We start from the raw sequence: 26,808 nt of genomic DNA, 5'->3' as shown, positions 1-26,808 counted from the left end.
ATCGTGTCAGAGTGCAGTCGATGTCCCAGCACGATACAGCCACCTGCCCATCAGAAGGCTGGTTTTCCATCCAACTACGGATGGTCGGACTCAAATTCTGTATAGCTACATGCAGTTTATTTGTTCCGAGTGGGGAACTGGGCTACACCACAGCAATTACTATCAGTAATCACGTGCTTCCTACGAAACCCTCAGTTAGTCAGAAACCGCTGATAGTCCGAGCTTACGAATTGAACGTACGCTCGACGAGATACTTGACCAGGTAAAACCCACCAATGAGGGTCACAGCCATCACTACCAGAACGATTGCAATCATGAACAAAACGACGAGTGCGTCGTTAGCCACCAAACTCACCCGCCTGAGCGGACGCGTGTCGTCGAGAACGCATATCCCTAGTTTCAGCCTCGATACGCTAATGCAGGAGGGTTTCGGTTCAGCATTCTGTAGCGTCCGGCCAATTTTTCACCCCAGTGACCGGATGTCGGTGGTAGTACACAGGGGAGAACAAAGTTGGGACAGATCGGCCCAAAGGCAGTACAAAGCTGTTCTCGGTGGTCTGCCACGCAACCGGTGACACAAAACATCGAAGTATGGCGCGTGGGTTCGTGGACATGAAGAAGGTATCTCACGACCGGGTACGCCGGTTGCGGAGCACCCTAACTACCGGATTTCCGTGACAACGAGGGGAGGGGCAGATATACAGCATCGTTTGCGGCAGGTCATAGACCGGTGAATGAGGCGGGTAGTCTTGGCCTGAGATACTGATCGAGAACGGACTGAGTTCCCGGCGACCACACGGTGTTTCCAGCTACATACGCTGCTAACCCAGATTAGTCCAACGTGAGGCGGAACCGTTGGGCGGACGAGAGACTGATTGTACCCTCCGAGCTCTGTACGTGTTCTGTCGGGCGACGTACACGCCACTGTCCGACGACACGGCTACTCTGGCTATTGTGAGAGATACTCTGTGGTCTGTCTCATCATGACCGATGAGCAGTATCTGTACGAAGGCCATGAGATGGTCAGCTGTTCAATGAGACAATACGCGAAAACCACCCAGTACAGTCCGAGAAACAGTGTCTTTTGCAATCCCGGAAGACGGAGCCCTCAAGACGACTGCGAGAATGGCCGAGCAGTCGCCAGCGTCTCTGGCAACTGTACCGCAAGCGAACCCGAGACTGTGGTCACGGGAAAAGCAATATGTCGTGCCTGCTGGATTGACTGTCCGAAGACGGTGTGGACACAGTGTATATTGGTAGCAGCCCGGTCAGAGTGTGTGCGATTAAGCGTGCCTGTGGTGGTAGTACAGAGTTGACGATACGCCACAGGACGCTATCCACCGCCTTTACAGCGTCAGAGATGGTTCTGAAACGCCACGCAGAAAGCCGATCACACTGCGGTGCTTAGATCTGACGGCTACGACTGAGTGGAGTTACCGCCCCTCATTGTCTCAGAGAGCGACACACAGACTTGGGTGCTACCCAGCATGACGAGTGTATTGCGTTCGAGAGCTCTTCGGCCGACCGATATTTCCACGGCGGGGATTGCACTGTGCAGGATAGGGAAGACGCCAGCAGCGGCGACACATGTTACATCTGGGCGACCACAGATATTCTGTAGCGTGGGAAAGTCGCGGAGGTAACCGTGCAGGGACGGAATCGTTCCGAGTAGTTGGACGGACTGTCACGTTCACACGCTCGATTAGGGCGAAGGAGCAAGTCAGTTGCCCCCCTTTGTGGTTGGGCACTTCTCAAACCGGCCCCTGTCCTTGTCGGCAATCGGCAGCACCCATTCCACCTCGATCTGGGCGGGCCAACGGATGGAGGCCAGTATCCCAACCAAATTTATATTTGTGATTCTGTGCTTATTTTTCGCTAAAGTGTATACTAGACTTCACTATTGGGGCAATATAGGGTGACACGTACCCAAATAAAGGCTTTTATCTCGGAGTATGGGACTACATTGAAGTCCCCGGCGTCCGAGGGACAACTGTGTCCAGTGACAGTGAGCGAACGACGGTCCGGACGTACATTCCGGCCTACCAGAAAGAACAGTGGCAGGCCCACGCCGAGGAACTGGATATGAGTCAAAGCGAGTTCGTCCGGACGATGGTACAGGCAGGTCGCAGCGGGTTCGAGCCAACAGCATCCGAGGCAGCCGAATCGGACGCCGCCGAGAGCGATAGCGAGAAACCCCGTTCTCCGGGCGCTACCCCTGGGGGTGACGGGCTGAAAGACCGGGTCCGAGAGATTCTGGCTGACGGTGATCACTACGAGTGGGACGACCTGCTCGCCGAACTTACAGATGATATCGAGGAACGTCTCGAAGACACGCTACAGGAACTGCAGTCCAGCAACGAAGTGCAGTACAGCGGGCGACACGGGGGGTACGTTCGAGACGAATGAGCACGGATACAGCCACACCGGACGCCGATTCTGATCCGGTCGGTTATTTCCTCGATGACATCAGGTACCACGGGAAGAGTGACCGGACCCGTGCATCCTACGAGCGCGTTCTGCGAGACTTCGAGTCCTATCTGGCGGACGGCCGCCAGCCCGTTCCTGTTCAGGAGGCCTCCCACCGCGACTGTATGGCATACGTCCACAGTCTCCGCGGAAATGCCGAAGAAAGTACCGTTGCAACATATGCCTCCTATCTGCACCGGTTTTTCGCGTATATGACTCAGGTAGGCGTCTTCGAATCGAATCCGATGACACTGGTCATGGAGGAGATGGACGAATCTATCAATACCGACCCGACCCGCCGGGAGATAGACCTCCGGTCGATGCGTGCCTTCGTCGACAGCGTCTCACACCCACTTGAACGAGCTATCGTGGTGACACTGTTGAAGACGGGAATGCGGGCCGGCGAACTGTGTAACCTCGATATCCGGGACCTCAATCTCGAAACCCCCGGTCCTAGACCGGAGATTCCGGTCCGAGCGGGGCTCGACGGGCGTCCGGACTCACTGTTCGTCGCAGCAGACCCGGCTCGTGGCGAGGCTTGTAACGGAGAAGAACGAACCGCGTCCAACAAGCGCAAGCGCGAGACGACGATTCCAGTTGACACAGAGTTGGGCTCAGTGCTGCGACGTTGGCTCGCGATTCGACCGGACACGCAGTCTCCGGCAGCGCCGCTGTTTGTGTCCACAAGCGACAGCTGGGGCGACCGTCTCACGCCGAACATGGTACACCACATCGTCGAGTCCCACGCCCGCGAGTTTGGCTGGTACACGGACGGTGGGGGTGCCGAAGAGAACGTGACGCCACACTACTTCCGGCACTTCTTTACGACGCATCTCCGGGATCGGACTGGCGACCGCGGCGTCGTCAAGTACCTCAGAGGCGACGTGGCACAGGACGTCATCGATACGTACACCCACGAATGGGGGACTCGGGTCAGAGATGTGTACGAGGCTGAGATCTACTCACTGCTGTAGCTATTTTATCGCTTTTTTGATACTATTGCCGCAGTCGAGATGGGTGATGCTGGACGCGTAAACTCTATGTCGATATATAGAATCGAGGGAGTTTGCGTCGCAGCCATGGTGTCTCACTGGCAATTTCGGCGGCTGCATACGAGGTATACGTATCACAGGCTCGAACAGAGTGCACTACCAGAGACTGCAGGTGTGGTACCGACAGATATCCCAGGAAGATTCTACCCGGAGGAAATGCCACTGACAGGGCTACTCGGGGTCAAGAAGCTTCGACTCGGCGGTTCGGAGATGTTCGAGGAGCGTCGTCTTCGAGATGTCCATCTGGGCGGCGAGTTCGCGGACCGAAATCCCGCGTGGCCACTGATAGTACCCCGCTTCGCGGGCCGCTTCGAAGGCCCGCCGCTGAGCCGGCGTCAGCGAGTCGGTTCGCAGCCCACCCACCGTCCGTTCAGAATCGCTGTCAGGTGTGACAATGGACTCGACCGACACGTCAGCGTCGGCGTCAGCTTCGACGGAATCGAGTGCGGACTGAACGTCGGGCCGCTCGCCGGTGAAACTCACTTGCCACCGTTCGCGCCCGTCTTCGATACGAACAGGGGCGCTGTGGACGAACCCGTGCTCGAGGAGCGTCGGGCAGACCAGCTCATCCGGGTCGTACTCCAGCAGAAACTGTCTGACGACGGTTCCCGGCGCCTCACGCTTGTGCCCGATACGTGCCTGAAGTTCCTGAATCTCTCCGGCGTGGGGCGACGCACGGACGGCATCAAGGCAGTCCTCGACGGCCGACTTTGTCGGTCCGTACGCTGTAAACACGCCGTTGACCGATGCTGTCGGCGACTGTACGGTCTGTTGCACCGTGTGTGCCAGTATGCCGCCATCGGTGCGGTCAGTTGCTTCGATAGCCCAACAGTTCGGGTGCCACAGGTCGAGTGTCAGCCGTGCTCCGGCGCTATCAGCGTGACTCATGGGATGTGTTGAAATGGTCGGTCGGAGACCCTAAGAGAGTAGTCATTGTCTGGTGTGTCCGACGCCAGCGGTTGCGGTGTGCGATTCGACACGGTCCATCAATGCTGAGGCCGATACGACCAGAGCAAGGTACAGTATCGCCACCAGCACGAAGAGTTCCGTATACTGGTACGTTTCGTTGGCAATGGTGCTTGTCCTGCCGTACAGTTCCTGCACAGTGATGAAACTCGCCAGTGAAGAGTACTTGATGAGGTATACGAGCTCGTTCGTCCAGCTGGGAAGCGCGAGCCGGAGACCCTGTGGAACGACGACGTACCGTATCCCCTCGAGCTTCGAGAGTCCGATGGCGCGTGCGGCGGTCAGCTGTCCGCCGTCGACTGACTCCAGCGACGCACGCAGGTACTCAGACTGGTAGGCGGCGCTGTTCAGCGTGAAACTGATGACGGCCACCCAGAATGCCTGTGCCGGGATGAACCCGACGCCGATTCCCGGGACGCCTCTGAGAACCTGCGTCAGTGACGTCGCGAAATAGAGGACGAACAACTGGGCGAGCAGTGGCGTCCCGCGGATGAGTTCTGTGTACGACAGCGCGAGCCATCGGGCCCACCGCCCTCCGTACACGCGAACGACGCTAAGGGGAAGCGCCAGTGCGAACCCGAAACAGACGCTGAAGACTGTCAGTAGAACAGTCGTCCAGATGCCGTGTGCCATCGCCGGTAAGTACGCCGTGGCATCAGCGGCAAACCGGAGCGTCTCAGCGAACCATACGAGGGGTGCTCCGACGGCACCGAGTGACGCGGCAAGCGAGCCGACGGTGTCCGCTGTCGTCAGGAACGGGGCGGCCGGAATAAACGGTGTGCCGCGGTCGAGCCCGAACACCCCTGCGAGAACGAAATCAGTGGTCCAGCGGGCGAGAACCCAGACCCAGAACAGTGCCAGGCCAACCGTGAGCGGGCGAACAGTGAACACTGTCCCGACACGGTCACGGAGCCCCGGATTCGGTGACGTTGTGGATTCGGCCGTGCTCATGCCGTCTCCTCGTGTGCGTGCAATCTGCTCAGGAACTGTTCAGTTCGCTCCGCTGTCGGGTTCTGGAACAGCTGTTCCGGCGGGCCGTGTTCGACAATCTCACCGTCGTCGAGGAACACGATGTCAGATGCGGCCGACCGGGCGAAGTCCATCTCGTGACTGACTACAAGCATCGTGATGCCCTCGGCGGCGAGGTCACGCATCACCTCGACGACCTCGCCGACGAGTTCGGGATCGAGCGCACTGGTCGGCTCGTCGAACAGCAACAGCTCTGGGTCCATTGCGAGTGCGCGTGCGATACCGACGCGCTGTTTCTGTCCGCCGGAGAGTTCAGCGGGATAGGAATCTGCCTGCTCCAGCAATCCGACCTGTTCGAGATGGGTCCGGCCGGCTTCCTCGGCGTCAGCAGCGTCCATGCCGAGTACTTTTTTCGGGCCGAGCGTGACGTTTTCAAGCGCTGTCAGGTGCGCAAAGAGATTGAAGTCTTGGAACACCATGCCGACCTGCTTTCGGAGTTCATTGACGTCAGTGTTGGCCCCGGTCACGTCCTGTCCATCGAGAGCGATCTGGCCGCTGTTAATCTCCGTCAGTCGGTTCACACACCGGAGCAGCGTGGACTTGCCTGAACCGCTGGGACCGATGAGGACCGTCACGTCGCCCTGGTCCATTTCGAGGCCAACGCCTTCCAGTACTTCTTCGCTCCCGTAGGACTTGTGCAGGTCGTCGATTGAGAGTAATGGCTGTGTCATGTCGTTCCCTCCGGTACCGCGTAGTAGTCGCTGAGTCTGTCGAGCGACCGGTTCGTCGCGAACGTCAGCACGAAGTACACGAGGCTGACGGCGAGGAATATCTCCAGCGCTGCGGTCGACTGCCCGCCTTCATAGAGGTTCTGCCCCGTCGTCAACAATTCGCCGATACCGATGACGATGGCGATACTCGTGTCCTTGAGGACAATAGTGAACTCGTTCTGGAATCCCGGAACGCTCCGGCGGAGCGCCTGCGGGACGACGACGTGTCGAATCGCTTCGAACCGAGACATCGCGACGGCGCGAGCCGCTTCCAGTTGCCCATCGTCGACGCTCTGGAGCGCACCGCGGAAAATCTGGGACTGGTAGGCGGCGCTCCGGAGCCCGAGCGCGATGGTCGCCGTGACGAAGGCACTACTGGAAACGGACAGGCCGAAGTACAGGATCATAATGATGACCAGCAGCGGGGTGCCACGAAGGACAACCCCGACCTGTTCGACCAGCCGACTGGCCCGTTCCGAGCCGTAGACCTCTATCGCACCCGCTGGGAACCCGACGACGAACCCCAGAAAGATGCTGGCTACGGTGAGCGCGATAGTGACGGCTGTCCCGCCGAGCAACAGGCCCAGATTGTCAATGACGAACAGCCAGTCGGCGGTCTGGAGTAGGGTTGCTGCCATGGCCTCACTTCTGCCCGAACCACTTCTCGGTCAGGTCACGGTACGTTCCGTCGTCCTCAACTGTGGTCAGCCCGCTGTTGAGCGCGCCCGTGAGCTCATCGTTACCGGACTGAATGCCGAAGCCGAACTGCTCGCCGGTTTCGTGGACGAACGCAGACTCGATGGAACGATCTGCCACGAAGGAGTTTGCGACGGGAACATCGATGATGATGACGTCGACGTTTTCGTTCAGTAGATCTTCGACGGCGAGCACGTAGTTACCGTACGCGTTGTACTGGGATTCTTCGATCGTCCCCGCTTCGATGAGTTGGTCCGTGATGACAGATTCACCGGTCGTCCCTTTCTGTGCCCCGACCGTCGCCCCGGAGAGGTCATTCAGCGACGACGGCGAGAATGACCCATTTTCTCGGACGACGACGGCCTGATTCGAACTGTAGTACGGGTCGGAGAAGTCGATCGCTTCCTTACGGTCGTCGTTGATCGTCATACCTGCAGCGACGACGTCGACGTTCCCGTTGTTCAGCGCCGGAATGAGCGACTTGAACTCCAGTTCTTCCCAGCCACCCAGTTCGTACTCCGTCGCTTCGATGACGGCTTCCAGCAACTCAACGTCGAAGCCGACGAGTTCGCCGTCCTGTTTCATCTCAAACGGTGGAAAGCCCGGCGCTGTTCCCGCAGTGAGCGTCTGTGAGTCACCGCTGCCGGATTGACAGCCAGCGACCGACAGGGTCGCGACAGTGCCACCGATTGCCTGCAGATACCTCCGTCTGTCTACGCGTGCCTCTCGTGGCATAGTGCCACAGTCGAATCAGTCATATTTTAACATTTCGGTTACCGCAGAAGTCGAGAGGGTCAGGCCGACGCGACAGGGTCTGCAACCTCGGTAAAGACCGAATCGAGGATGTCGAGGCAGAGTTCCAGTTCGCGCTCAGTGACATCGAGCGGCGGAAGAAGTCGGAGCGATTTCTGGCCACAACCGAGCGTGAGGAGGCCGTGCTGGAGCGCTGTTTCCATCACGGTGTCGCGACGGTCAGCCGTATCGAACTCCAGCGCGGTCATCAGACCGAGACCACGGACGTCTTCGACCAGCGGCCGGTCCGCCGAGATATCGCGGAGTCGGTCCATGAAGTACGTCCCCTTCTGGGCAGCGTTGTCAAGCAGGTCGTGATCCTCGATTGCGGCGAGTGTCAGTGCGCCGCGCATCGAGCCGAGAATATCGCCAGCGCCCCACGTCGAGGAGAGCCGCGACGTTTCCGACGGGAAGATGTCCGAGCGAGAGACGGTCGCGCCGACTCGGAGCGCTTTCGCGCTCGTGATGACGTCCGGTTCAATGTCGTAGTGGTCGACAGCCCACATCTCACCCGTGCGCCCGACTCCAGACTGAATTTCGTCAGCGATGATTGGAATATCGTGTTCCCGACAGAGGTCGTCGACGGCCGAGAGGAATTCGGGGTTCGGGACGCGATAGCCGCCTTCGCCCTGTATCGGTTCCAGAATGAGGAACGCGACTTCTTCGGGCGGGATGTGGCCGGTATCCGCGTCGAGTTTCGAACGGAGGCGCTCGACGCCGGCCTCGGAGTACTCCACGTCGTGAATCCCGCTGATTTCAGGGAACTTCCGGCGATAGACCGACTTTGAGCGGTTCAGCGAGAGCGCCCCCAGGGTCCGACCGTGGAACGCGCCATCGAAGGTGATGCCGTATTTCGGCGTCTCGCAGTTGTCGTAGCATATCTTCATCGCGTTCTCGACGGCCTCGGCACCGGAGTTCGAGAGGAAGACAGTGTCGAAGTCGTAATGGCTGGTAATGTCGGTCAATCTATCCATCAGGTGGGCGGGCCCCGGAAGTGACGTTTCATCGGGTGAACCGCCGGTGCTGATGTAGAAATCTTGGCCGGCGATTTTCAGCGGATCGACCATGTCGAACTCGTCGGCACGGTCGAGCACTTTCGGGTTGTTGTAGCCGAGCGGTGACGCGGCGACGTGGCAGGTGAAATCGAGCAGTACGTTGCCGTCCGCGTCTGTACAGAACGGACCGATTGCATCCTCAGTGATATCCCAGACGAAATCGTACACGTACGTACTTGGCGCGGCTGTCTCGTGGTGGTACTCCACCCACTCGCTGCTCTGTGGGCCGGGAAGGCTATCGACACGCGGCTCTGCAGTATCGCGGTCCATGTTATCACAATCGGAATCATTCGTAATAAATCACTGTGTTCCGGTGCCGTGTGGCGGCCACACGACTGGGGGCGTGTCGCGGTTCGAAACCGGCTACAGGATGCGCTTGCCGAGCGCGCTGGCGGCGAGTTCGGCTGCCCGTTCGCCCGTTGTATTGCGCTCGTCGAGAATCGGATTGACTTCGACGATATCGAGCGAGCGAAGCACCGATTCGGCAGCGTTACGGTCAGCGACCCGTTCCATCGCCGTATGCGCCTCCCGGTAGGTGACGCCACCGGGGACCGGTGTCCCGACTCCCGGTGCGTCGTCCGGGTCGAGCCAGTCCAGATCGAGGCTGACGTGGATGTCATCGACGCCGTCGGTCGCGATGTCGAGCGCCTCCTCAGTGACGGGTCCGATACCCCGTTTATCGATGTCTGCCATCGTGAAAACGGAGATTTCGCTGTCCCGAAGGACCGCTCGCTCGTCGGCGTCGAGGCTCCGCGCGCCGACGATGACGGTATTTTCCTCGGAGACGTTGGGGGCAGTGGCCCACGGCATCTCGGTGAAGTCGCCGTAGCCGTGGGCGGCCGCGAGCGGCATGCCGTGGACGTTGCCACTGGGCGAGGTCGTCGGGGTGTTGTAATCGCCGTGTGCGTCGAACCAAATAACTCCGATGTCAGTTGTCCGGGCAGCGCCGCGCATCGTGCCCATCGCGATAGAGTGATCGCCACCTAACACCAGCGGTACGCTTCCGTCGGCTATCTCGGTCGCCACCCGGTCGGCGAGGGTGTCAGTCATTTCGGCGATGGCATCGAGGTACTTCGCACCGTTGTCGGGGGTCGCCGGCTGAGAGCGGAGCGTCGGCAGCGACAGGTCCCCAGCGTCAGTGTATTCGACACCGGCCGTCTCGAGGGCGGCACTGAGGCCGCCGTAGCGAATCGCCGACGGTCCCATGTCGACGCCACGCCGGTCGGCACCGAGGGCGAACGGGACGCCGAGCACCGCAACGGGTGGCACGGGGCGACTATGGTCTTGCGAGTGGGTAGACTGGAGCGACATTCGTTACTACGGCCATAGCCCGCGGGCGTTCATAGCGTCACCGATTCGTGAGAGTGCGACGATGTAGGCAGCTGTTCGCCACGTGACATCGCGGTCCTCGACTTCGGTCCGCAGTGCGTCCCAGGCGTCGAGCATCTCGGCTTCCAGTTCGTCGTTGACCTCCTCGCGGGACCAGCTCCGTCGGTTGATGTGCTGGAGCCACTCGAAGTAGCTCGCAGTGACACCGCCGGCGTTGGCGAGGATGTCCGGGATGACTGGGATGTCGCGCTCTTTGAACACTGCATCGGCTGCTGTCGTTGTCGGGCCGTTCGCCCCTTCGACGATAATGTTTGCCTGCACGTCCGCAGCGTTCTCGTTGGTCAGAACATTCCCGACCGCTGCGGGAATGAGGACATCGACATCGAGTTCCAGCAGTTCGGCGTTCGATAGCTGACGTGGGGCGTCAACATCCCCTAACTGGCCGTGGTCGTCGCCATCGGCCGAAATCGATTCGATATCGAGGCCGGATTCGTCGTAAATGCCGCCGTCGACGTCGCTGACAGCGACCACAGAAGCGCCCCACGAGTCGAGGAGGCGTGCGGCGTTTGCGCCCACAGCGCCAAAGCCCTGTACGGCCACAGTGGCTCCCTCGATGCGCCCATCGTAGTAGTCGAGTGCTTCGCGGGCAACGATAGCGACGCTCCGGCCGGGTGCCTCCTCACGGCCATGTGTCCCGCCGACTGCTGTCGGTTTGCCAGTCACAATTCCGGGGACAGTCTCGCCCTCTTGCATCGAATACGCGTCCATGAACCAGGCGACCGTCTGCTCGTCGGTCCCCATATCGGGTGCGGGGATGTCTTTCGTTGGTCCGACGACTTCGCGTAGCTCCTCGGCGAACCGACGGGTGAGCTGTTCAGTCTCCTGCTGATTGAGCGTCGACGGATCGACGACGATGCCGCCTTTCGCGCCGCCGAAGGGAAGATCCATTACCGCACACTTCCACGTCATCAACATCGCCAGCGCCGTACACTCCTCGGCGGAGACGCTTGGATGATAGCGCATCCCTCCTTTGTACGGCCCTCTGACCTCGAAGTGTTGGACGCGGTAGCCGCTGAACACCTCGACACTCCCGTCAGTTCGACGGATCGGGACAGACACCTCGACGGTCTTTGATGGGTGACGGAGTTGCTCAAGCAGTCCCTCGGAGAGGTCGAGGTGTTCGGCCGCCTGCTCCAACTGGCGACGGGCTGTCGCGATTGGCGATTCGTCCTCGTCTGGTGCTTCTGCTGGCTCCTTCTGTGTGCTCATGATTTGTTGGTGGATTCGGCTGTGACTCCGGTGCGTACGCCCGCTCGCTTCGGGACCAATGGGGCGAGTACGCTGCGTTGTTCAGCACGTGGTTCCGTCCCGACTGTCAGCATCCAATCGGTGGAGTGAGACAGTGTATCGGCACCAATACCGGTATTGTTAATAAATATTTGGGAGTGTCCCTCCGACAGTTTGTTTGAAAATAGCAAAACTACTTGAATACTCTTGTTAGGGGCATATCAGGGATATTAACCCGAATCTTCGGCGTATTTGCGGAGTATTCCCACAAAAGCGGACTTGTTATATTCAATATAGCCTGTGCTACGTTGGTAGGGCAAAAGCGAACCTGATGACGGGACTATCGACAAACACGTGCTTTGGCTGGGGCTACGCACCGAAGAGAGAGTGGATAAATGACTTGACTATATCAAAAGTAGACATAGCCCTGCAGTGCCAGAGCACTGTCCGTGAGGAGACCGCTTGGGTCGGTGTTAGTCCCGCTACGAGTCGCCGAAAACAGCCTGAAGGCACACTATCGGACCAGAGACGCCATTCCGGGCCCCCTCCTAACGGTGGTACGACTGTTATTGTGGCTCGTTGCCGAGAGAATCGCTCCGTTCCACAGCCACAGTCGCACAGTCGAGATTTGAGCTATCCAAATGCCGGAGACCGGACGCCGTAGTCGGGTACTGGTCGTCACCGACACAGAGCGGCGAGTATTAACGCCGCGACTATGTACCTCGGTCGAACGAAGTCATTTCGAGATTGACTTCGATGAGGTTCGCAGCCTCCATCACCATCTCGGGGATTTCAGTGTCGAAGCGGGCTCCTTTCAGACGGCTGGTCGGTGCAGTCACACTGACCGCGCCGACGACGGTGCCATCGTTGTCCAGTATCGGCGCACCGACCGCCCGGAGGCCGCGTATCTCTTCCTCATCGTTCGTCGCGTACCCCCGTTCCTGGATGGTCTCTAGCTCGTCGCAGAGCGTCTCTCGGTCCGTAATCGTGTGCTGTGTCTGTCGTGAGAGGCCCTCTCGGTCGATTATTTTCTCGACACGCTCGTCCGGGAGACACGAGAGGATAGCCTTTCCCGAAGCGCTGTCGTGAAGATGCTGTGGGGCCTCCCGCAACTGGAGGTGATAGTCCATCCCGACGGCGTGCTCGCCCCGCCGCTCGTAGATGGCGACTTCGCGCCCGTCGTTCTCGACGACCAGATGGACGTACTCGCCGGATTTGTCTGCCAGCTTGTCTACCTCCTCTTGGCCAGCGGTGTAGAGTTCCGTCTCGTTGCGGACGTGTTCGCCCATCGTGACGAAGCGAAAGCCAAGCTGATACGTGTCGTTGTCCTTCGAGAGAAAGCCGCAGTCGGTCAGGGTCGCAAGATAGGTGTGTAGCGTCCCCTGAGAGAGCTCGATTCGCTCGCTCAGTTCCTGCAACGTCGCGCTGTGTGACTCCTGTACAGCTTCAATGATCTCGCAGGCGTTCTCCACGGACTGTATCCGTCGGCCCGTGTTTTGTGTGTCGGCGTCGTCGGTCATTACCCGAGTAGAGTTGCCGTCATTATTTAAAAACCCGGATGTGGGCGATGAACAGTCGGAGCAACCGCTCAGCGGCACCGACTGACAGGGAGCAATATCTAGCACCAAAAATCAATAGTTGTCTAAATTATAAGAGTCCTAAAGCAATAGTATTTCCATTTCCGACAATATACAGATGTATTGGCGCCTATATCTTCCCACTATGTTACTTGTAGACAAGTATTGGCAGTAGTTACTACCAAAATTGCGCTTTAGCGGTAAAATATCGTATTATGTTCCCTATTCATGCATATTCCACCCATATATGGATGTTATGAGACATATTTGTCAGCAAGTCTGATACACCGTCCCTGCTCTCCGAATCGTTTCTTACTCTCTGGGCACCGCAATCACCTATCAGTCGAAACCGCACGATGGCTCCGGAAACAGCGCCGAGAATATATAAACGGCCGTCCAGAACACAGCGGTGTTGTCCGGTAACTAAAACACTTATTGTTGTTACCGGACGATACACTAGCATGGCAACGACGCCTGCGCAGGACGGTGCGCAGTGGTTCCTGCACACATGGCGAGACTACATCCTTGAGCCAGTAGAGACGGCTCTGACTGTGCTTGACGAGGAGCATACGGAACTTGCCGCAGAGCAGGCCGGTCTCGAAGAGTTCCTGCAGCGTCTCCGTGCCGTCGACCCTGTTGAACGGCCCTCCGCCCCCGTCGGTACGCGGGGCCGACAATCCGCATCCGACCCCGTTGAAACGCTACGGGACGCCTACACCGATACGGTGCTAGCTGTCGACCACTACGAGTCAGTGTACGACGAATCGCTGGTCGAGAACGTCGCTATCGAGTTCGGACAGGACTACGCAGCACTGTTCCACCCTGAGGCGAACGTCGGGTTTTCGCCGCCGCTCAAACGCTCACTCGTGGCCGCGGCTGAGCAAGCAATCGACGAACGGGTTTCGCTGGACCGCGCTGTCAAGATTGAGCAGGAATCGATACAGGAGCACCACGGCAGTCTGCAGGAGATTATCGACACACTCGACAGTACGGTCGTGCCTGAGTGGTACCGCGAAACGTTCCAGAGCGACGTTACTGCGCTTCTACGAAAGCGGCAGGACCAACTCCACTCCAGCGTTCATCGGTTCGAGACACACGAGTTCTGCACGTATATGTACGATGACCAGCTCTGGACGTATCCGGTGTTGACCAGTCTCGCGCGGCTACAAGAATCTGTTGACAGTTGAACGAGAGCGGCCCCTGTGGTAGACTGTCGTAGGCGTTTACCGGAGCGCCGTACGCTTGACGACGCCACCCACCACCCAACTCAGGGAGTATAGCGGCGGTTGCACAGTCGTTGTATTCTGTGGCGATGTCCACGAGTGGTCACCTTTCACTATTTACCGGCGAACATATTCGCCCCACTTCCTGCGAGATGAGAGTCCGGTTCCCTATATATACAGGTTGGTCTTCGAGTGGCATCTGTGAGCTACCATGGAAACGCGTAGAACATTCGTACGCGGTCTGGGCGTCGCGGCGGGCGTCGCTCTGACCGGGTGTTCGTCAGGCGGCGGGTCCGACAGTAGCGGTGACGGTGACTCAGGTAGCGGCGACGGGTCAGGCGGCGGCGATACCGAGTCCAACGACGGCGGGAGCGGCTCGGAGTGGGCCGAGACAAGCACCGTCGAGATGACGGACGAACTGGCATACGAGCCCAAGAAGATACAGGTCGAGGCGGGCACGACGGTCACCTTTGAGAACGTCGGCAGCATCGGCCACACGGTGACGGCTTACGAGGACGATATCCCCGACGGCGCGGACTACTTCGCGTCCGGCGGGTTCGACTCACTGCAGGCCGCGAAAGACGGCTACAGCAACGGACAGGAGGGCAACATCCCGGAGGGCGAGAGCTACGAGGTCACGCTGGAGACGAGGGGCACGTACGAGTACTACTGCATCCCACACGAGATGAACGGGATGGTCGGCACAATCAAGGTGGTCTGATATGAGCAAGAACGAAACCCCACGCGATCCGAACGAGATGCTAGAAGAGTACGAAGAAACACTCGACTCGGTACTGGCAGAGGTCGAGTCCCCGGACGAAGCGGCTGAAGAAGACGACCTCTCGCTGGGACTACCGGGTCTTTCGCTCGGCCGCCGAGACTTCATGAAGGCCGGCGTGGCCGCCGGTGCGATGGGGTCCGTCGCCGGCTGTTCGGCGCTGACCGGCGGCGACGGCAGCGCTGGCAGCCAGTCGACACCCTCGGGCAGCGGCGCGAGCCACACGGTCGAACCGGGCGAACACGACGAGTACTACGGCTTCTGGTCCGGCGGCCACTCAGGGGAGCTTCGAGTCATCGGTATCCCGTCGATGCGCGAGGTCACCCGGATTCCGGTGTTCAACACCGACTGTGCGACGGGGTATGGCTTCACTGACGGCAGCAAGGAACTGCTCGAGGAGGGCGGCGGCTACAGCTGGGGTGACAACCATCACCCGAACCTCTCTGAGACCGACGGCGACTACGACGGCGAGTACCTGTACGTCAACGACAAGGCCAACGGCCGTATCGCCCGCGTGAACCTCACGTACTTCGAGACGGACGCCATTACGGATGTGCCGAACATGCAGGCCATCCACGGCTGTACTATCCTCTCGCCGGATACGAAGTACGTGCTGGGCAACGGCGAGTTCCGCGCGCCGCTCCCCAACGACGGGACCGACGCGAAGAACCCGGAGGACTACACGTCGCTGTTCGTCGCCGTCGACCCCGAGTCGATGGAGACCCAGTGGCAAGTCAAGGTCGACGGCAACCTCGACATTGTCGACACCGGCAAAGAGGGTCGGTGGGCCATCTCCTCCGCGTACAACAGCGAGGAGGCCACCGACATCCAGGGGATGACCAAGGACGACCGGGACAACGTCAAGGCCTTCGACATCCCGGCTATCGAGCAGGCCGTCGAGAACGGCAACTACGAGGAGGTCAACGGTATCCCCGTCGTCGATGGCACGCAGGGGAGTTCGCTCAATCAGGGCGACCGGCCTATCGTGAAGTACATCCCGACGCCGAAGAGCCCCCACTGCGTCGAGGTCGGGCCGAACGGCGACTACGCCTTCATCGCGGGGAAACTCTCCCCGACGGTGACGATGCTAGACTTGAACGCGCTGGCCGACTCCTCCGACCCCGAAGAGGTCGTCGCCGGACGACCGCGCGTCGGACTCGGCCCGCTTCACACCACCTTCGACGGCAATGGCCACGCCTACACGTCGCTCTTCATCGACTCACAGGTCGCCAAGTGGGACATCCAGGCGGCCGTTGAAGCAGACGAGGGGTCTGAAGACCCCATCATGGAGAAGCAGGACGTCCACTACAACCCGGGCCACATCCAGGCGCTTGAGGCGATGACGACCGACCCCGACGGGGAGTGGCTCGTCAGCCTCAACAAGCTCTCGAAAGACCGGTTCCTCCCGGTCGGCCCGATCATGCCCGACAACGACCAACTCATCCACATCGGGCAGGGCGAGAAAGAGATGGAACTGGTCGCTGACCACCCGGCCTATCCCGAGCCACACGACTGCGTGTTCGCCCACAAGGACAAGATCGACGCCAAGAAGGTGTACGACAAGAACGACTACGAGGAAACCTACATCACCGAGGAGGACTCCGGCGTCGAGCGCACGGGCGAGAACAGCGTCCACGTCAAGATGACGACCAAGCGCTCGGAGTTCGGCCTGCCGGACTTCACGGTTCAGGAGGGCGACGAGGTGAAACTGTCCACGACCAACATCGAGGGCGTCCAGGACATCATCCATGGCGTCGCCATCCCCGAACACGACATCAACTACGCCGTGGCGCCACAGGACACCCGCGAGGTCACGTTTACGGCTGACGACCCCGGCGTGTACTGGATCTACTGCACGTACTTCTGTAGCGCCCTGCACCTGGAGATGCGCAGCCGGATGATTGTCGAACCGGCGGAGGGGTAACGCCACAACCCATCTCGGAGGTGTCCAGCCATGCAACGACCCACCCTCGACGACTTCCGCGAGATTCGACGTGGCCTCCCCGTGGTAGCGGCGCTGCTGTTCGTCGCGGCGCTCGCGTTCCCGATGTGGCGAATCAGCGTCGACGCAGTCCAGTACCCCAGTACGACGCTCCACGTCTCACTGTACGCATACCCGCGGCTGACCGGGGACTTCACCGAGATGGCGCGGCTGAACCACTACATCGGCTTTTATTTCCCGGACCCGGTGCTGTTAGAGCCGAACTTCCCGGTGAACGAGCGGGCCATCAAGGTGCCCGAGTGGTCGCTGGGGCCGGTCGCGTTCATCGCCGTGTCGCTGCTGTCGGTGTTTGTCGCAATCGCCCCGACCACTGCCAAACTCAAGCGCGGCCTGAAATACCAGTTCGGCGGGACCGTGCTGGTGTTCACCGTGATGCTGGCCGATATCCAGTACCGGCTCTGGCAGGCCGGCCACACGCTCGATCCCGGCGCGCCGGTGATGGGCGTCGACGGCTTCACGCCGCCGCTGTGGGGCCAGTACCAGGTCGCCAACATCACCAGCGTCTCCCGGTTCGGCCTCGGCGCGTACATGGCCACCGCGGCCGTCGGACTGCTTGCGGTGTCGTACTACTACCGCGACCAGCCCGTGACGTTCGGCGAGCTTCCGGGACGACTGCGCGGAGGGCTGACCGGCCTTCCCGACGCTGTCCGGAACCGCATCGGCCGCGACGGCGACAGCGACGATGAGGACGACGCTCCGCACCGCCCGACCACTGCCGCGGTTGAAACCGACCAGTCAGGAACCCGCCCATGAGCCTACTGTCCCACGATTTCGAGCGTGTGTTCGCCATCGGTACTGTGGTCCTGCTCGTGCTGTCGGTCGTCGCCGTCGGCATGGCCAGTGCCGGCGCTACCGACGACGCCCGCGACGACCTCGCCTTCGACCCCGACGTGCCCGACACCGACTCGTTCAGCGCCCCGTCGGCCGACGGCACCGCGACGGTCGACGACGAGACGTACGACAGCGCGCAGGCGGCGGTCGACGCCGCCGATCCCGGTGACACCGTCACGCTCGACGGTCGCTTCGACGAGACGCTCGTCGTGACGACGCCGAACGTCACGCTGGCCGGGAGCGGTCCCGGGTCGGCGCTGCTGCACGGCGACGGCGAGGGAGATGTGCTCGCCGTTGAAGCGCAGGGCGTCACCGTCACGGACCTCTGGATCCGCAACAGCGGCTACAGCACGGCGACGAACGACGCCGCGATATTTGTCAACGCCAGCGATGTCACTGTCCGCGACAGCCGCGTCACCGACATGACGTTCGGGATCTGGCTCGACGGCGTCGACAACGCCGAGATCCGCAACAACACCATCGCCGGCCGCGAGGAGATACGGCAGTTGACCGAGCGCGGCAACGGCATCCAGATCTGGAAGACCGAAGACAGCGTCATCCGGGACAACGACATCACCACCGTCCGGGACGGGCTCTACTACAACTGGGCGAAAGACGTGAACGCGACCAGCAACACCATGTGGGACCTCCGGTACGGCGTCCACTACATGTACTCCGACGACTGCCACCTGCGGGACAACACCGCCTTCGACAACGACGTCGGGTACGCGCTGATGGTGTCGAAACATCTCGTCATCGAGGACAACATCGCGGTCAACAACAGCGGGCAGTCCGGCCACGGCATCCTCGTCAAGAGCATCGACGACACGGACATCCGGGGCAACCACCTCGTCGACAACGAGAACGGGCTGTTCGTCTACAACTCCGTCAGCAACCGCATCGTCGGCAACCTCATCGTGGGCAACGACGTGGGCGTCCACATCGCCGCGGGCAGCACCGACGGCACCGTGACGGAGAACAGTTTCATCCGCAACAACCGACCGGTGCTGGCGGTGATGAGCGATCAGGTCCACTGGAACGAGAGCGTCGGGAACTACTGGTCCCGGGCGAACCCGACCGATATCGACGACGACGGCGTCGGCGACACCCGCTACCAGCCGGCCGGGACCGTTCAGCAGGTCACTGCAGAGAAGCCCGCCGCGCGGGTGTTCGCCAGCAGCCCGGCCTTCGACGCCGTTCGACTGGCCGAGTCGTCCGTGCCGGTCGTCCAGTCGCCCGGCGTCGTCGATGCCCGCCCGCTCACCGAACCACCCCACGAGAACTGGAGGCACTACTATGAACGTGATTGAAGTCGACGACGTATCGAAAGCCTACGGCGACGTGCAGGCCCTCGACGGACTGAGTCTGTCCGTCGAACAGGGGGCGACCCTCGGCGTGTTCGGCACGAACGGGGCCGGCAAGACGACCCTGTTCAAACTGCTCGCCGGATTGAACCGACCCGACGACGGCAGCGTCTCCGTCGCCGGTGCGGACCCGACCGACGGAACGACCGTCCGCGAACGTGTTCGCTACCTGCCCGAACACGCCGGCTTCCCGCCGAGCCTGACCGGCCGCGAGATACTCCGCTTCCACGCGCGGATGCGCTCGGTGCCGAGCACGGAGCGAGCCCACCACGTCGAGCGCATCCTCCACACCGTCGGCCTCGCCGAGGCCGCGGACCGCCGCGTCGGCGGCTACTCCAACGGGATGAACCGCCGACTCGGCCTCGGCACGGCGCTCGTCGGCGAGCCGGCCGTGCTGATACTCGACGAACCGACCGCGGGACTGGACCCCGACGGAATCCGGGCGTTCCATGAGGTCGTGGAGTCCCTGGCGGCCGAAACCGACGTGACTATCGTCTTCTCCTCACACGCGCTCGGGGAGATTCAGCGGCTCTGCTCGGAGGCCGTCATCATCGCTGACGGGCGAGTCGCCACGGCGGGACCGGTCGAGGAGCTTCGCCGCGCCGCCGCCGACGAGGTAACGGTGTCGCTGTCGCTTGCGTCCGAAGGGGATGCAAGCGATGCGGCAGCCGAGTTGCAGGATTTCGAAGCAGCGACCAGCATCGCCCGGGCCGGCACAGACGTGACAGCACGGACCACACCGGCCGACGCCTACGACCTGCTGACCGCCGTCGGGGAAGCACACGACATCGACCGGTTCGAGGTCCGTGAACCCGGCCTCGAAGCCGCGTTCCACGAGGCTGTGAGTGAGAGTAGTCACAGCGGCGATGGCACACGGCCGATAGCGACCGAGGATTCGGGAGGTGAGCCGGCATGAGCGACGGCAAGTCCTCGGCCGACCCGACCCCCGACGGCGGGGTTGTCGCGGCTGACACTCCGGCGACTCGGTTACACGACGGCGGAACCGAGGAGAACGCGACGACAACCGCGACCGACGACTTCGCGCTCGCCCGGCTTGCCGACAACAGCCTCCTCACTATCGCTCGCCGGGAGTACCGGCTCGCGGTCCGAAGCCGATGGGCGCTCGGCGTGGCGCTGCTGTTCGGCCTCTTTACCGCCGCAGTCGTCCAGTTCGGTGCGAGTTCGGTCGGCCCGGGTCGCTTCGACGCGGTGATCGCGACCATCGCCGAACTGGGCGTCTACCTCGTCCCCCTGACCGCGCTGGCGGTCGGGTACGACGCCATCGTCGGGGCCGACGAGCGCGGCTCGCTGGAACTCCTGCTCGCGCTCCCGGTGACGAAAGGCCGTGTCGTCGTCGGCATTGCCGTCGGTCGCGCGGCGGTGCTGTCCGGCGCGATGTTGCTGGGATTCGTTCCCGGCGCGCTGTTGACCGTTCGCCACATCGGTCTCGCCAGCGTCGGCCCGTACGCGGCTGTCGCGCTCGCTGCTGTGCTGACCGCCTGTGCGATGCTCGGCGTATCAGTGCTGGTCTCGACGGTCGCACGGACGAAAACGCACGCACTCGGTGCGGCGCTGGCCATCTGGCTGTGGGTCGCGCTGTTGCACGACCTGGTCGCACTGGGTGCCGTCGCGGGCTTCGACCTCGGGTCGGGCGCTATCGCCGCCACGATACTACTCAACCCCGTGGACTGCTTCCGCGTGCTCGCGCTCTCGCAAGTGGATGTGGTCGCCGGCGGCTTCGGGAGTGTCCTCGCACAGGCCGGGCTGACCACTCCAATGGTCGCCGCGGCACTTGTAGCGTGGGTCGTCGTGCCTGTCGGCATCGCTGCGAAGCTCATCCAGCGACGGCGTCTCTGAATCGAATCCGTTTTAGACCGACTGCAGCGCCGTTTCTTCGGGCTCCTCGAACAGACTGGCGACCTGTTTCGTCGTCTCGGTACGCTCGTGAGCGTTTTCCAGAAGCACGGTCTCGCTGGGGAACAACCGCTCGCCGAGTTCGAGGCCGTGGTCGCGTGCGGTCGACCCCGTGACAGTGAGGTAGACGCCGAGACCGGTTGCCGCGATGTCTTCCTCCTCCTCGCCGCCTTCCGTCGGATAGGTAAAGGAGACCCCGTCGAGCGCGCTCGTCCCGAGGACGGCTTCGACGAGTCGCTCGTAGCGCGGCGAGATACAGAGGTCGCCTTCGTAGTTGGTAACAAAAGCCCGGTCGAGGGGGCCGTCCTGTGAGTCCAGCACTTCCGGCGTCGCCAGCAGGGTGTGGTACACCGTATCACCCAGCCCGGTCACGACCCGTACGTCCGTGTCCAGCGGGTCGATACGGTCGTTGATTTCGTGAATGGCGGTCAGTGGGTCGTCCCGAAGCTGGACGACCTCTTCGAGAACGAGGTCCGCGCTGTCGAACCCGAGCGCGAACTCGTGGGTCCGGAGCGCCCGGAACGGCTCCTCGCGGCCGACTAGCTGGACATCGCCGTGTTCTGTCGGAATTGTGACACTATCGAAGACGATCCGTCGAGGCATCCCGTCGCGGTCGTCACGGAGTAGCGTGTATTCTGGCCTGTATGGCTCATCGAGCGAGGAGTAGTCGCTGATGCGACGGTACACGTCGGCGACCGCGTCCTGATTGCCCTTGGTGACGGCCTTCTCGTAGCGAAGCGTCGAGATGATATCGTCGGCCAGGTCGGTCGTCCCTGTGCGCCCGGCGAGTCGCTCCAGCACTGCTTCGAGGGGCCGGCCCTTGCGCGGCACAGCCACTCTCGTCGTCGTCATTATGCAGGCACAGACGGGGGATCGGTAAAACGAGTTCGGTTAGTCGCCGCCGCCGATGACCGACGACAGCTGTTCGCGCCACTCTTTGAGTTCCTCGATCTCCGATTCGGTTTCGTCGATCCGGTCAGCCAGTTCGCCATCGTCGATCTCCTCGCGGACGGTTTTGATGTCGTCTTCGAGGTCATCGAGCTGCCCTTCGACGCTCTCGACTTCCTCGGAGAGGTCGTCGACCTGATCGGAGGCAGCCGTGGCTGTCTCCGTCGCCGACTGGACCTCGTCTTGGAAGTTCTCTAGAGCCGTTTCGAAGGAGTCGAGACGCTCGCCGAACTCCTCAATCATGTCCTCGCCAGTCCCGTTCTCTTCGAGGAATTCTTCGAGCGCATCGGTGTAGGCACGGAGATCCGCGACGTCGCTCTGGATACGTTGGATTCGGGCGTCGTTGACGCCGCCGGTGTCACCGTCATCTTCAGCTTCGGAGACAGCGTCAAGAGCGCGCTTGAGGAGCTTCACGTCTTCGGGGGAGACATTCTGATCGCGGATTTCCTGTGCCATCGTCGCGACGACGGCGCCAGACTGTACCTCGGAATCTGCCGGTGCGGCGTTGCTCTCTTCGGGCGCTTCGACGCTTGAATCAGGGTTATTCGGGTCCGAGAGGTCCAACGTCTCGATGTCCTCGTCGTCATCTTCTTCGAGGCCGGGAACACTGTCGGCGTCGCCGGCGATGACATCGCGAACGGCCTCGTCACCGCCACCGACGAGGTCCTCCTCATCCTCGTCTAGGGGCGGGTCCACATTCTCGATTTCGGGTTCCGTCAGGAACTTCTCGACGTCGTCAGTTCCCGTCGCACGGATACCGTAGACGGTCGTGTAATCGGCTTCGGGTTCGAGTTCCTTTTCGAAGGCGATCCGGTCTTCGTTGATGTCCCAGTACTCGCTGCCGTACTCGGGATGAAAGCCCAGATCCTCGACGGCGACATCCTCCGGAACGGTGTCAACCAACCTGACTGTCACCGGAACGGACCGTCGTGACGTGAGATTAAACGCTATGGCAGGCACAGGGAACTCGTCCGCCTCGAACCGCTTGGTCACTGTCACGCCATCTGCGGCGACAGTGACTTCGTCGTAGGCTTGCGAATTGCTCATGGTCTGTATGGTCTCAGCAATAGTATTAAAGGTACGTACCTGACCAACATTTACGACTTTTTTCTACATGCTGCCGGTTAATATAATACGTACACGTACTCTCAGTAACAGGAACAGGCCGTGATCCCGGAATGCCGGGCAGTCCGTCCGTGTGCCACCAGTAGGCCGCTTTCAGTCGAGGTTGTACCGGTCGCCGATTTCAATGATTGAAAGCGTCGAGGGATACTCGAAGCTGTTGGCGTGGTTGTGCAGGACGGTCGGCTCCGTCGTCATCCCCTTCCACATATCCCAGTGGGTCGGGATGAGGGTGTCCAGTTCGAGTTCGTTTGCGGCTTCGATGATCATGTTCTCGTCGTTGTACCACCGTGTCCGGACGGGTTCGCCGGTCTCCTTGTCGTCGATCATCCCGACAGTCCCGAACGCGAGGACGCCGACGTCGATATCGTAGCGCTCGCCGACGGACTCGAACTCACCGGGGCGGGCGTCGCCGCCGTGGAAGAACGTCCCGGAGTCATGCTCGAATATGTACGACACCGGATGCTCGGCGTCGGGGTCGTTGGCCGGTTCGACGTGGACGGTCACGTCGCCGATTTCGAGCGTGTCGCCCTCCGTGACTTCGTGGAGTTGGTCGTCTGTGACGCTGTAGTTCTCCAGCCACGCCTCCTCCCGGATGACATCGTGACCGCTGTCGGTCGTGTAGTAGTCCGCGCCTGTCCCAGCGAGAATCGGGGCCTGGGACGGCCCGTGAACGTGGTCAGTGTGTTCGTGGGTACCAAGAATCGCGTCACACTCGGTGACATCCTCGGGATTGAACGGCACCGGCACCATGCGGACGGTTCGCGGCGGGTCGCCCGTGCCGAGGTACGGGTCGATGAAGATGGTCGTCCCACCGCTGGATTTTACGATGAAGCCGTTACAGCCAAGATACCAGATCGCCAGCCCGTCAGGCGTCGCCGACTCCACCGCACGCGGGAGCCAGTCGTCCCAGTCAGATTCGACTGTCATGCCGGGAGATGCCACGCCCGGTCGCTAAGATGTTTCGAAGACGCTGAGTCGTCTCCCGCTGTCTGAGAACGGGGCCCTCCGTTTATTTCCCAACTGAGAGAAATACCACCTGTATGTACGATCATATCCTCCTCGCCTCGGATGGGACAGAAGCGTCGACTAACGCCGAATCCCACGCGATTGCCCTCGCAGCAGAACACGGTGCGGACCTCCACGTCCTGTATGTCGTCGACGAAGACGTGTACACAGCCTACAGCGGCGACGAATACGTCGACGAATCGGAGGGGCCAGAACATGGCCTCGAAGAGACAGGGCAGGAAACGCTGGCACGGATACAGGCCGACGCGGAGGCGTCCGGCGTCGACGTCACGACGACCCTGAAACACGGACGGCCGGCCGAGTCCATCATCGACACCGCCGATGAGGCGGACGTCGATCTGCTCGTACTCGGGACAAAGCGGCGACCGGCGGAGTACCGAAGCCTCCTCGGCAGCATCACAGACAAAGTGCTCAGACTGAGCGAACGACCGGCGGTTGTGGTGAAAACCGAAGTCGAAGAGTAATCTCCCACAGTCGGTCGAGTCGTCTGCTGACTGGCGATACCTGTCGACAACAGGGTGCCACTGACGGATGGCAGCGGTATCGGTGCTCCTGACCGGTCGCTTCAGGGCCAGTGAAAAACGGAACCGCGAAAATACCGGTGGTCAGTCCTCGCAGCAACCGCCGGCCTTCTGCCCGAAGTCGACGGCCAGTTCTTCGGAGACGATTTCGTTGAGCTCCTGTAGGCGCAGTTCAAGTTCGTTCTGCGCCTCTAGGTAGTCGCTCATTACCGGGATGTCGTGGAGTTCCTCCTGCTTTTGCTGGACCTTTCGGAGGTCCTCCTGAGAGGCGTTGCCCGTCTGACGGGCGAGCATGAACTCCTCGCGGATCTGCTCGAACTCCTGAATGGCCGCCTGTGCCTCCTCGTGGTTTTCGACGGCGTCCTTCGTCTCCTTGAATCGCTGGTACACCGGTAGCTCGGCGATTGCTTCGCCGAACTCTGTAGCGAGCGCTTCGACGTGGTCACCGTCGATATCAGCGGCGGTATCAGTCTCGATGCTCATCGGCATACTGTACGGACTCGGGCGGTATAGGCCTGCCGAAACCGGGTTGTTCTGGGTCAGACGGAGGAAGGTGACATGATTCCGACTGTGTCTATTCTTCCATCGAACATCTCTGACTGGCAGGTGTGCAACGGTGTGTCCGGCGTCCGTATTTGTACAGTCTCTGTGTTTTGCAGGGCATCGCTGTGCTAATGTGTACGTAGCTTCGCTTTCGCTACGGGCAATTTAAATCAGTTATCAACTGATATAATCGGTCGAAAATAGTATATTTGGCTCTGGAATAGGCTTTATAATGCCAAAAACAGCTGCTGGAAACGATCTGCTACCAGAATCTATGGACAACGACGGGGAATTCTGGCTCCACACGTTCGAGTCCCTTATCGAGGATTTACCGGAAGCAGCGTTTGTGGTCGACTCGGACGGCGACATCACGCACTGGAACGAGACGGTCGCAGGGATGCTCGGGCTTCCGGCGAGCGAGGCGGTCGGGATGAACGCTTACGACGTGTTCGGCACGGAGGGGCAAGACGAGACGCTCGCCCAGGAAGTTATCAGAACGGGGGAGCCGGTCCGCGAAGATGAGTTCCGCTCGGCCGAACGGCCGGACGGAACGATGGCACACGCGCGAGCGGTAGCTATCCCACTTATGGGTCCCGGCGGGGACGCTATCGGTGCGCTAGAACTACTGCTCGATTTCAGCGATATCGTCGAACAGCGAGCGGAACTGCAGGCTCTCCAGTCACAGATGGCAACGGACGTCGAGTCAGCGGTCGGCGAAATCAATGACTCCGCCGCGGCCGTCACCGACCAATCCGATGACATCAAAGAGATGGCCGGTGAGCAGTCCGACAACCTTGATGAGGTCCAGTCCGAGGTCTCCGGGTTCAGCGCGACCGTCGAGGAAATCGCCTCAAGCGCCGAGGAAGTGAGCAGCCAGAGCGGCGAGGCCAGAGAACTCGCCGAGGAGTCCGTCGAGACAGCCGAGGAAACCATCGAGCGCGTCGAGGATGCGACGGAGTCCGCCGAACAGGTCGCGTCGGACTCGACGGAACTCCGGGGCCACATCGAGGAGATCGACGAGTTCGTCGAGGTCATCAACGACATCGCGGACCAGACGAACATGCTGGCACTGAACGCGAACATCGAAGCCGCACGAAGTAACAGCGACAGCGACGGGTTCGCGGTCGTCGCCGACGAAATCAAAGAACTGGCCGACGAGTCCAAACAGCACGCCGACGAGGTCGAGCGCATCGTCGGGGAGGTCCGCGAGGTAGCTGACGACACCGCCGAAAACGTCGAGGAAACGACGGCTGCGATTCAGCAGGCCCTCACTGATCTGGAGACAGTGCTGGACAACCAGCAGGCCATCCTCGACGCGACCGCAGAGACAGAACAGGGCATCGGTGAGGTTGCGGAGGCGACGGACGATCAGGCCGCAAGCGCTGAAGAAATTGCCAGCATGATCGACGAAATCGCCCAGCGTGCCGCCGAGGTTTCCGAATCTATCGACGAAGTGGCTGACGCCAACGAAACCCAGCACCAGATGGCCCGTGACCTAGAGGAAAACGTCGAGCGGGTCGAGCGACGGCTCGCTGAGATTATGGAATAACTGCTGCTCACCGAAGCACGGGGGT

At 60.9% G+C, this 26,808-nt stretch carries 25 protein-coding genes; 11 read left to right on the top strand and 14 right to left on the bottom strand.

The features are described 5' to 3' along the window. Positions 1 to 223 precede the first annotated feature (223 nt). Positions 224 to 346 (bottom strand): hypothetical protein, encoded by a 123-nt coding sequence (locus C437_RS21020; RefSeq protein WP_275040369.1) that lies wholly within the window; start codon positions 344 to 346, stop codon positions 224 to 226. Positions 347 to 1,992: 1,646 nt separating this feature from the next. Here C437_RS21020 and C437_RS02065 point away from each other — a divergent pair. Both C437_RS02065 and C437_RS02060 read left to right on the top strand, forming a co-directional pair. After that, a complete protein-coding gene (locus C437_RS02065) occupies positions 1,993 to 2,406 on the top strand; it encodes a DUF5805 domain-containing protein (RefSeq protein ID WP_004515212.1) in 414 nt (137 codons plus the stop codon). Continuing rightward, positions 2,403 to 3,440, top strand: coding sequence for a tyrosine-type recombinase/integrase (locus C437_RS02060; protein WP_004515211.1), 1,038 nt, complete (start codon positions 2,403 to 2,405; stop codon positions 3,438 to 3,440). Before C437_RS02065 ends, C437_RS02060 begins: the two co-directional genes overlap by 4 nt. Before the next feature lie 249 nt (positions 3,441 to 3,689). Here C437_RS02060 and C437_RS02055 read toward each other — a convergent pair whose 3' ends face one another. The 9 genes from C437_RS02055 to C437_RS02015 all read right to left on the bottom strand — a co-directional run bounded on the left by C437_RS02055 (position 3,690) and on the right by C437_RS02015 (position 12,902). Next, on the bottom strand, positions 3,690 to 4,406 hold the full coding sequence (locus tag C437_RS02055; protein WP_004515210.1) for a helix-turn-helix domain-containing protein: 717 nt from the start codon (positions 4,404 to 4,406) through the stop codon (positions 3,690 to 3,692). Between the two features lie 42 nt (positions 4,407 to 4,448). After that, the gene (locus tag C437_RS02050) at positions 4,449 to 5,435 is read right to left on the bottom strand and encodes an amino acid ABC transporter permease (protein WP_004515209.1); all 987 of its coding nucleotides are present in this window, start codon (positions 5,433 to 5,435) and stop codon (positions 4,449 to 4,451) included. Further along, positions 5,432 to 6,184, bottom strand: coding sequence for an amino acid ABC transporter ATP-binding protein (locus tag C437_RS02045; RefSeq protein WP_004515208.1), 753 nt, complete (start codon positions 6,182 to 6,184; stop codon positions 5,432 to 5,434). The genes C437_RS02050 and C437_RS02045 overlap by 4 nt, the downstream gene beginning before the upstream one ends. Then, positions 6,181 to 6,861, bottom strand: coding sequence for an amino acid ABC transporter permease (locus C437_RS02040; protein ID WP_004515207.1), 681 nt, complete (start codon positions 6,859 to 6,861; stop codon positions 6,181 to 6,183). The genes C437_RS02045 and C437_RS02040 overlap by 4 nt, the downstream gene beginning before the upstream one ends. A gap of 4 nt (positions 6,862 to 6,865) precedes the next feature. After that, the gene (locus tag C437_RS02035; RefSeq protein WP_004515206.1) at positions 6,866 to 7,654 is read right to left on the bottom strand and encodes a basic amino acid ABC transporter substrate-binding protein; all 789 of its coding nucleotides are present in this window, start codon (positions 7,652 to 7,654) and stop codon (positions 6,866 to 6,868) included. Between the two features lie 59 nt (positions 7,655 to 7,713). Further along, entirely contained in the window at positions 7,714 to 9,036 is a 1,323-nt protein-coding gene (locus C437_RS02030) for an aspartate aminotransferase family protein (RefSeq protein ID WP_004515205.1), read from the bottom strand. A 93-nt stretch (positions 9,037 to 9,129) separates the two neighbouring features. Next, positions 9,130 to 10,077 (bottom strand): arginase, encoded by a 948-nt coding sequence (gene rocF / locus C437_RS02025; protein ID WP_049919570.1) that lies wholly within the window; start codon positions 10,075 to 10,077, stop codon positions 9,130 to 9,132. A 6-nt stretch (positions 10,078 to 10,083) separates the two neighbouring features. Next, a complete protein-coding gene (gdhB, locus tag C437_RS02020) occupies positions 10,084 to 11,364 on the bottom strand; it encodes a glutamate dehydrogenase GdhB (protein WP_004515203.1) in 1,281 nt (426 codons plus the stop codon). Positions 11,365 to 12,095: 731 nt separating this feature from the next. After that, positions 12,096 to 12,902: an IclR family transcriptional regulator gene (locus C437_RS02015; protein WP_004515202.1), complete on the bottom strand. Its 807-nt coding sequence runs from the start codon at positions 12,900 to 12,902 to the stop codon at positions 12,096 to 12,098. 518 nt (positions 12,903 to 13,420) lie between these two features. Between C437_RS02015 and C437_RS02010 the strand changes: the two genes are divergently transcribed. From C437_RS02010 to C437_RS01980, 7 genes are all read left to right on the top strand, one after another. Beyond that, the gene (locus C437_RS02010; protein WP_004515201.1) at positions 13,421 to 14,146 is read left to right on the top strand and encodes a DUF7260 family protein; all 726 of its coding nucleotides are present in this window, start codon (positions 13,421 to 13,423) and stop codon (positions 14,144 to 14,146) included. Positions 14,147 to 14,393: 247 nt separating this feature from the next. After that, positions 14,394 to 14,903 (top strand): plastocyanin/azurin family copper-binding protein, encoded by a 510-nt coding sequence (locus tag C437_RS02005; protein WP_004515200.1) that lies wholly within the window; start codon positions 14,394 to 14,396, stop codon positions 14,901 to 14,903. A 1-nt stretch (position 14,904) separates the two neighbouring features. After that, positions 14,905 to 16,884 (top strand): TAT-dependent nitrous-oxide reductase, encoded by a 1,980-nt coding sequence (gene nosZ / locus C437_RS02000; RefSeq protein WP_004515199.1) that lies wholly within the window; start codon positions 14,905 to 14,907, stop codon positions 16,882 to 16,884. A gap of 30 nt (positions 16,885 to 16,914) precedes the next feature. After that, a complete protein-coding gene (locus C437_RS01995) occupies positions 16,915 to 17,715 on the top strand; it encodes a hypothetical protein (RefSeq protein ID WP_004515198.1) in 801 nt (266 codons plus the stop codon). Continuing rightward, positions 17,712 to 19,103: a nitrous oxide reductase family maturation protein NosD gene (nosD, locus tag C437_RS01990; protein WP_004515197.1), complete on the top strand. Its 1,392-nt coding sequence runs from the start codon at positions 17,712 to 17,714 to the stop codon at positions 19,101 to 19,103. The genes C437_RS01995 and nosD overlap by 4 nt, the downstream gene beginning before the upstream one ends. Next, a complete protein-coding gene (locus C437_RS01985; RefSeq protein ID WP_004515196.1) occupies positions 19,090 to 20,073 on the top strand; it encodes an ABC transporter ATP-binding protein in 984 nt (327 codons plus the stop codon). The genes nosD and C437_RS01985 overlap by 14 nt, the downstream gene beginning before the upstream one ends. Next, a complete protein-coding gene (locus tag C437_RS01980; protein WP_004515195.1) occupies positions 20,070 to 21,014 on the top strand; it encodes an ABC transporter permease in 945 nt (314 codons plus the stop codon). Before C437_RS01985 ends, C437_RS01980 begins: the two co-directional genes overlap by 4 nt. A gap of 12 nt (positions 21,015 to 21,026) precedes the next feature. Here the strand turns inward: C437_RS01980 and C437_RS01975 are convergent, their stop codons facing one another. The 3 genes from C437_RS01975 to C437_RS01965 form a co-directional block, all read right to left on the bottom strand. Further along, the gene (locus C437_RS01975; protein WP_004515194.1) at positions 21,027 to 21,923 is read right to left on the bottom strand and encodes a hypothetical protein; all 897 of its coding nucleotides are present in this window, start codon (positions 21,921 to 21,923) and stop codon (positions 21,027 to 21,029) included. Between the two features lie 39 nt (positions 21,924 to 21,962). Next, a complete protein-coding gene (locus tag C437_RS01970) occupies positions 21,963 to 23,066 on the bottom strand; it encodes a hypothetical protein (RefSeq protein ID WP_004515193.1) in 1,104 nt (367 codons plus the stop codon). 171 nt (positions 23,067 to 23,237) lie between these two features. Beyond that, on the bottom strand, positions 23,238 to 24,071 hold the full coding sequence (locus C437_RS01965) for an MBL fold metallo-hydrolase (RefSeq protein ID WP_004515192.1): 834 nt from the start codon (positions 24,069 to 24,071) through the stop codon (positions 23,238 to 23,240). A gap of 113 nt (positions 24,072 to 24,184) precedes the next feature. On the opposite strand from C437_RS01965, the gene C437_RS01960 reads away from it, so the two are divergent. Further along, on the top strand, positions 24,185 to 24,634 hold the full coding sequence (locus C437_RS01960) for a universal stress protein (RefSeq protein ID WP_004515191.1): 450 nt from the start codon (positions 24,185 to 24,187) through the stop codon (positions 24,632 to 24,634). A 141-nt stretch (positions 24,635 to 24,775) separates the two neighbouring features. On the opposite strand, the gene C437_RS01955 is transcribed toward C437_RS01960, so the two are convergent. Beyond that, positions 24,776 to 25,174 (bottom strand): YlbF family regulator, encoded by a 399-nt coding sequence (locus tag C437_RS01955; protein ID WP_004515190.1) that lies wholly within the window; start codon positions 25,172 to 25,174, stop codon positions 24,776 to 24,778. Between the two features lie 334 nt (positions 25,175 to 25,508). Between C437_RS01955 and C437_RS01950 the strand changes: the two genes are divergently transcribed. After that, on the top strand, positions 25,509 to 26,783 hold the full coding sequence (locus C437_RS01950; protein WP_004515189.1) for a methyl-accepting chemotaxis protein: 1,275 nt from the start codon (positions 25,509 to 25,511) through the stop codon (positions 26,781 to 26,783). Positions 26,784 to 26,808: the final 25 nt, after the last annotated feature.

The organism is Haloarcula vallismortis ATCC 29715, from assembly GCF_000337775.1.
Classification (GTDB): domain Archaea; phylum Halobacteriota; class Halobacteria; order Halobacteriales; family Haloarculaceae; genus Haloarcula; species Haloarcula vallismortis.
Note: the sequence above shows the minus strand (reverse complement) of the source record. Positions and strands in the feature narration are given on the sequence as shown.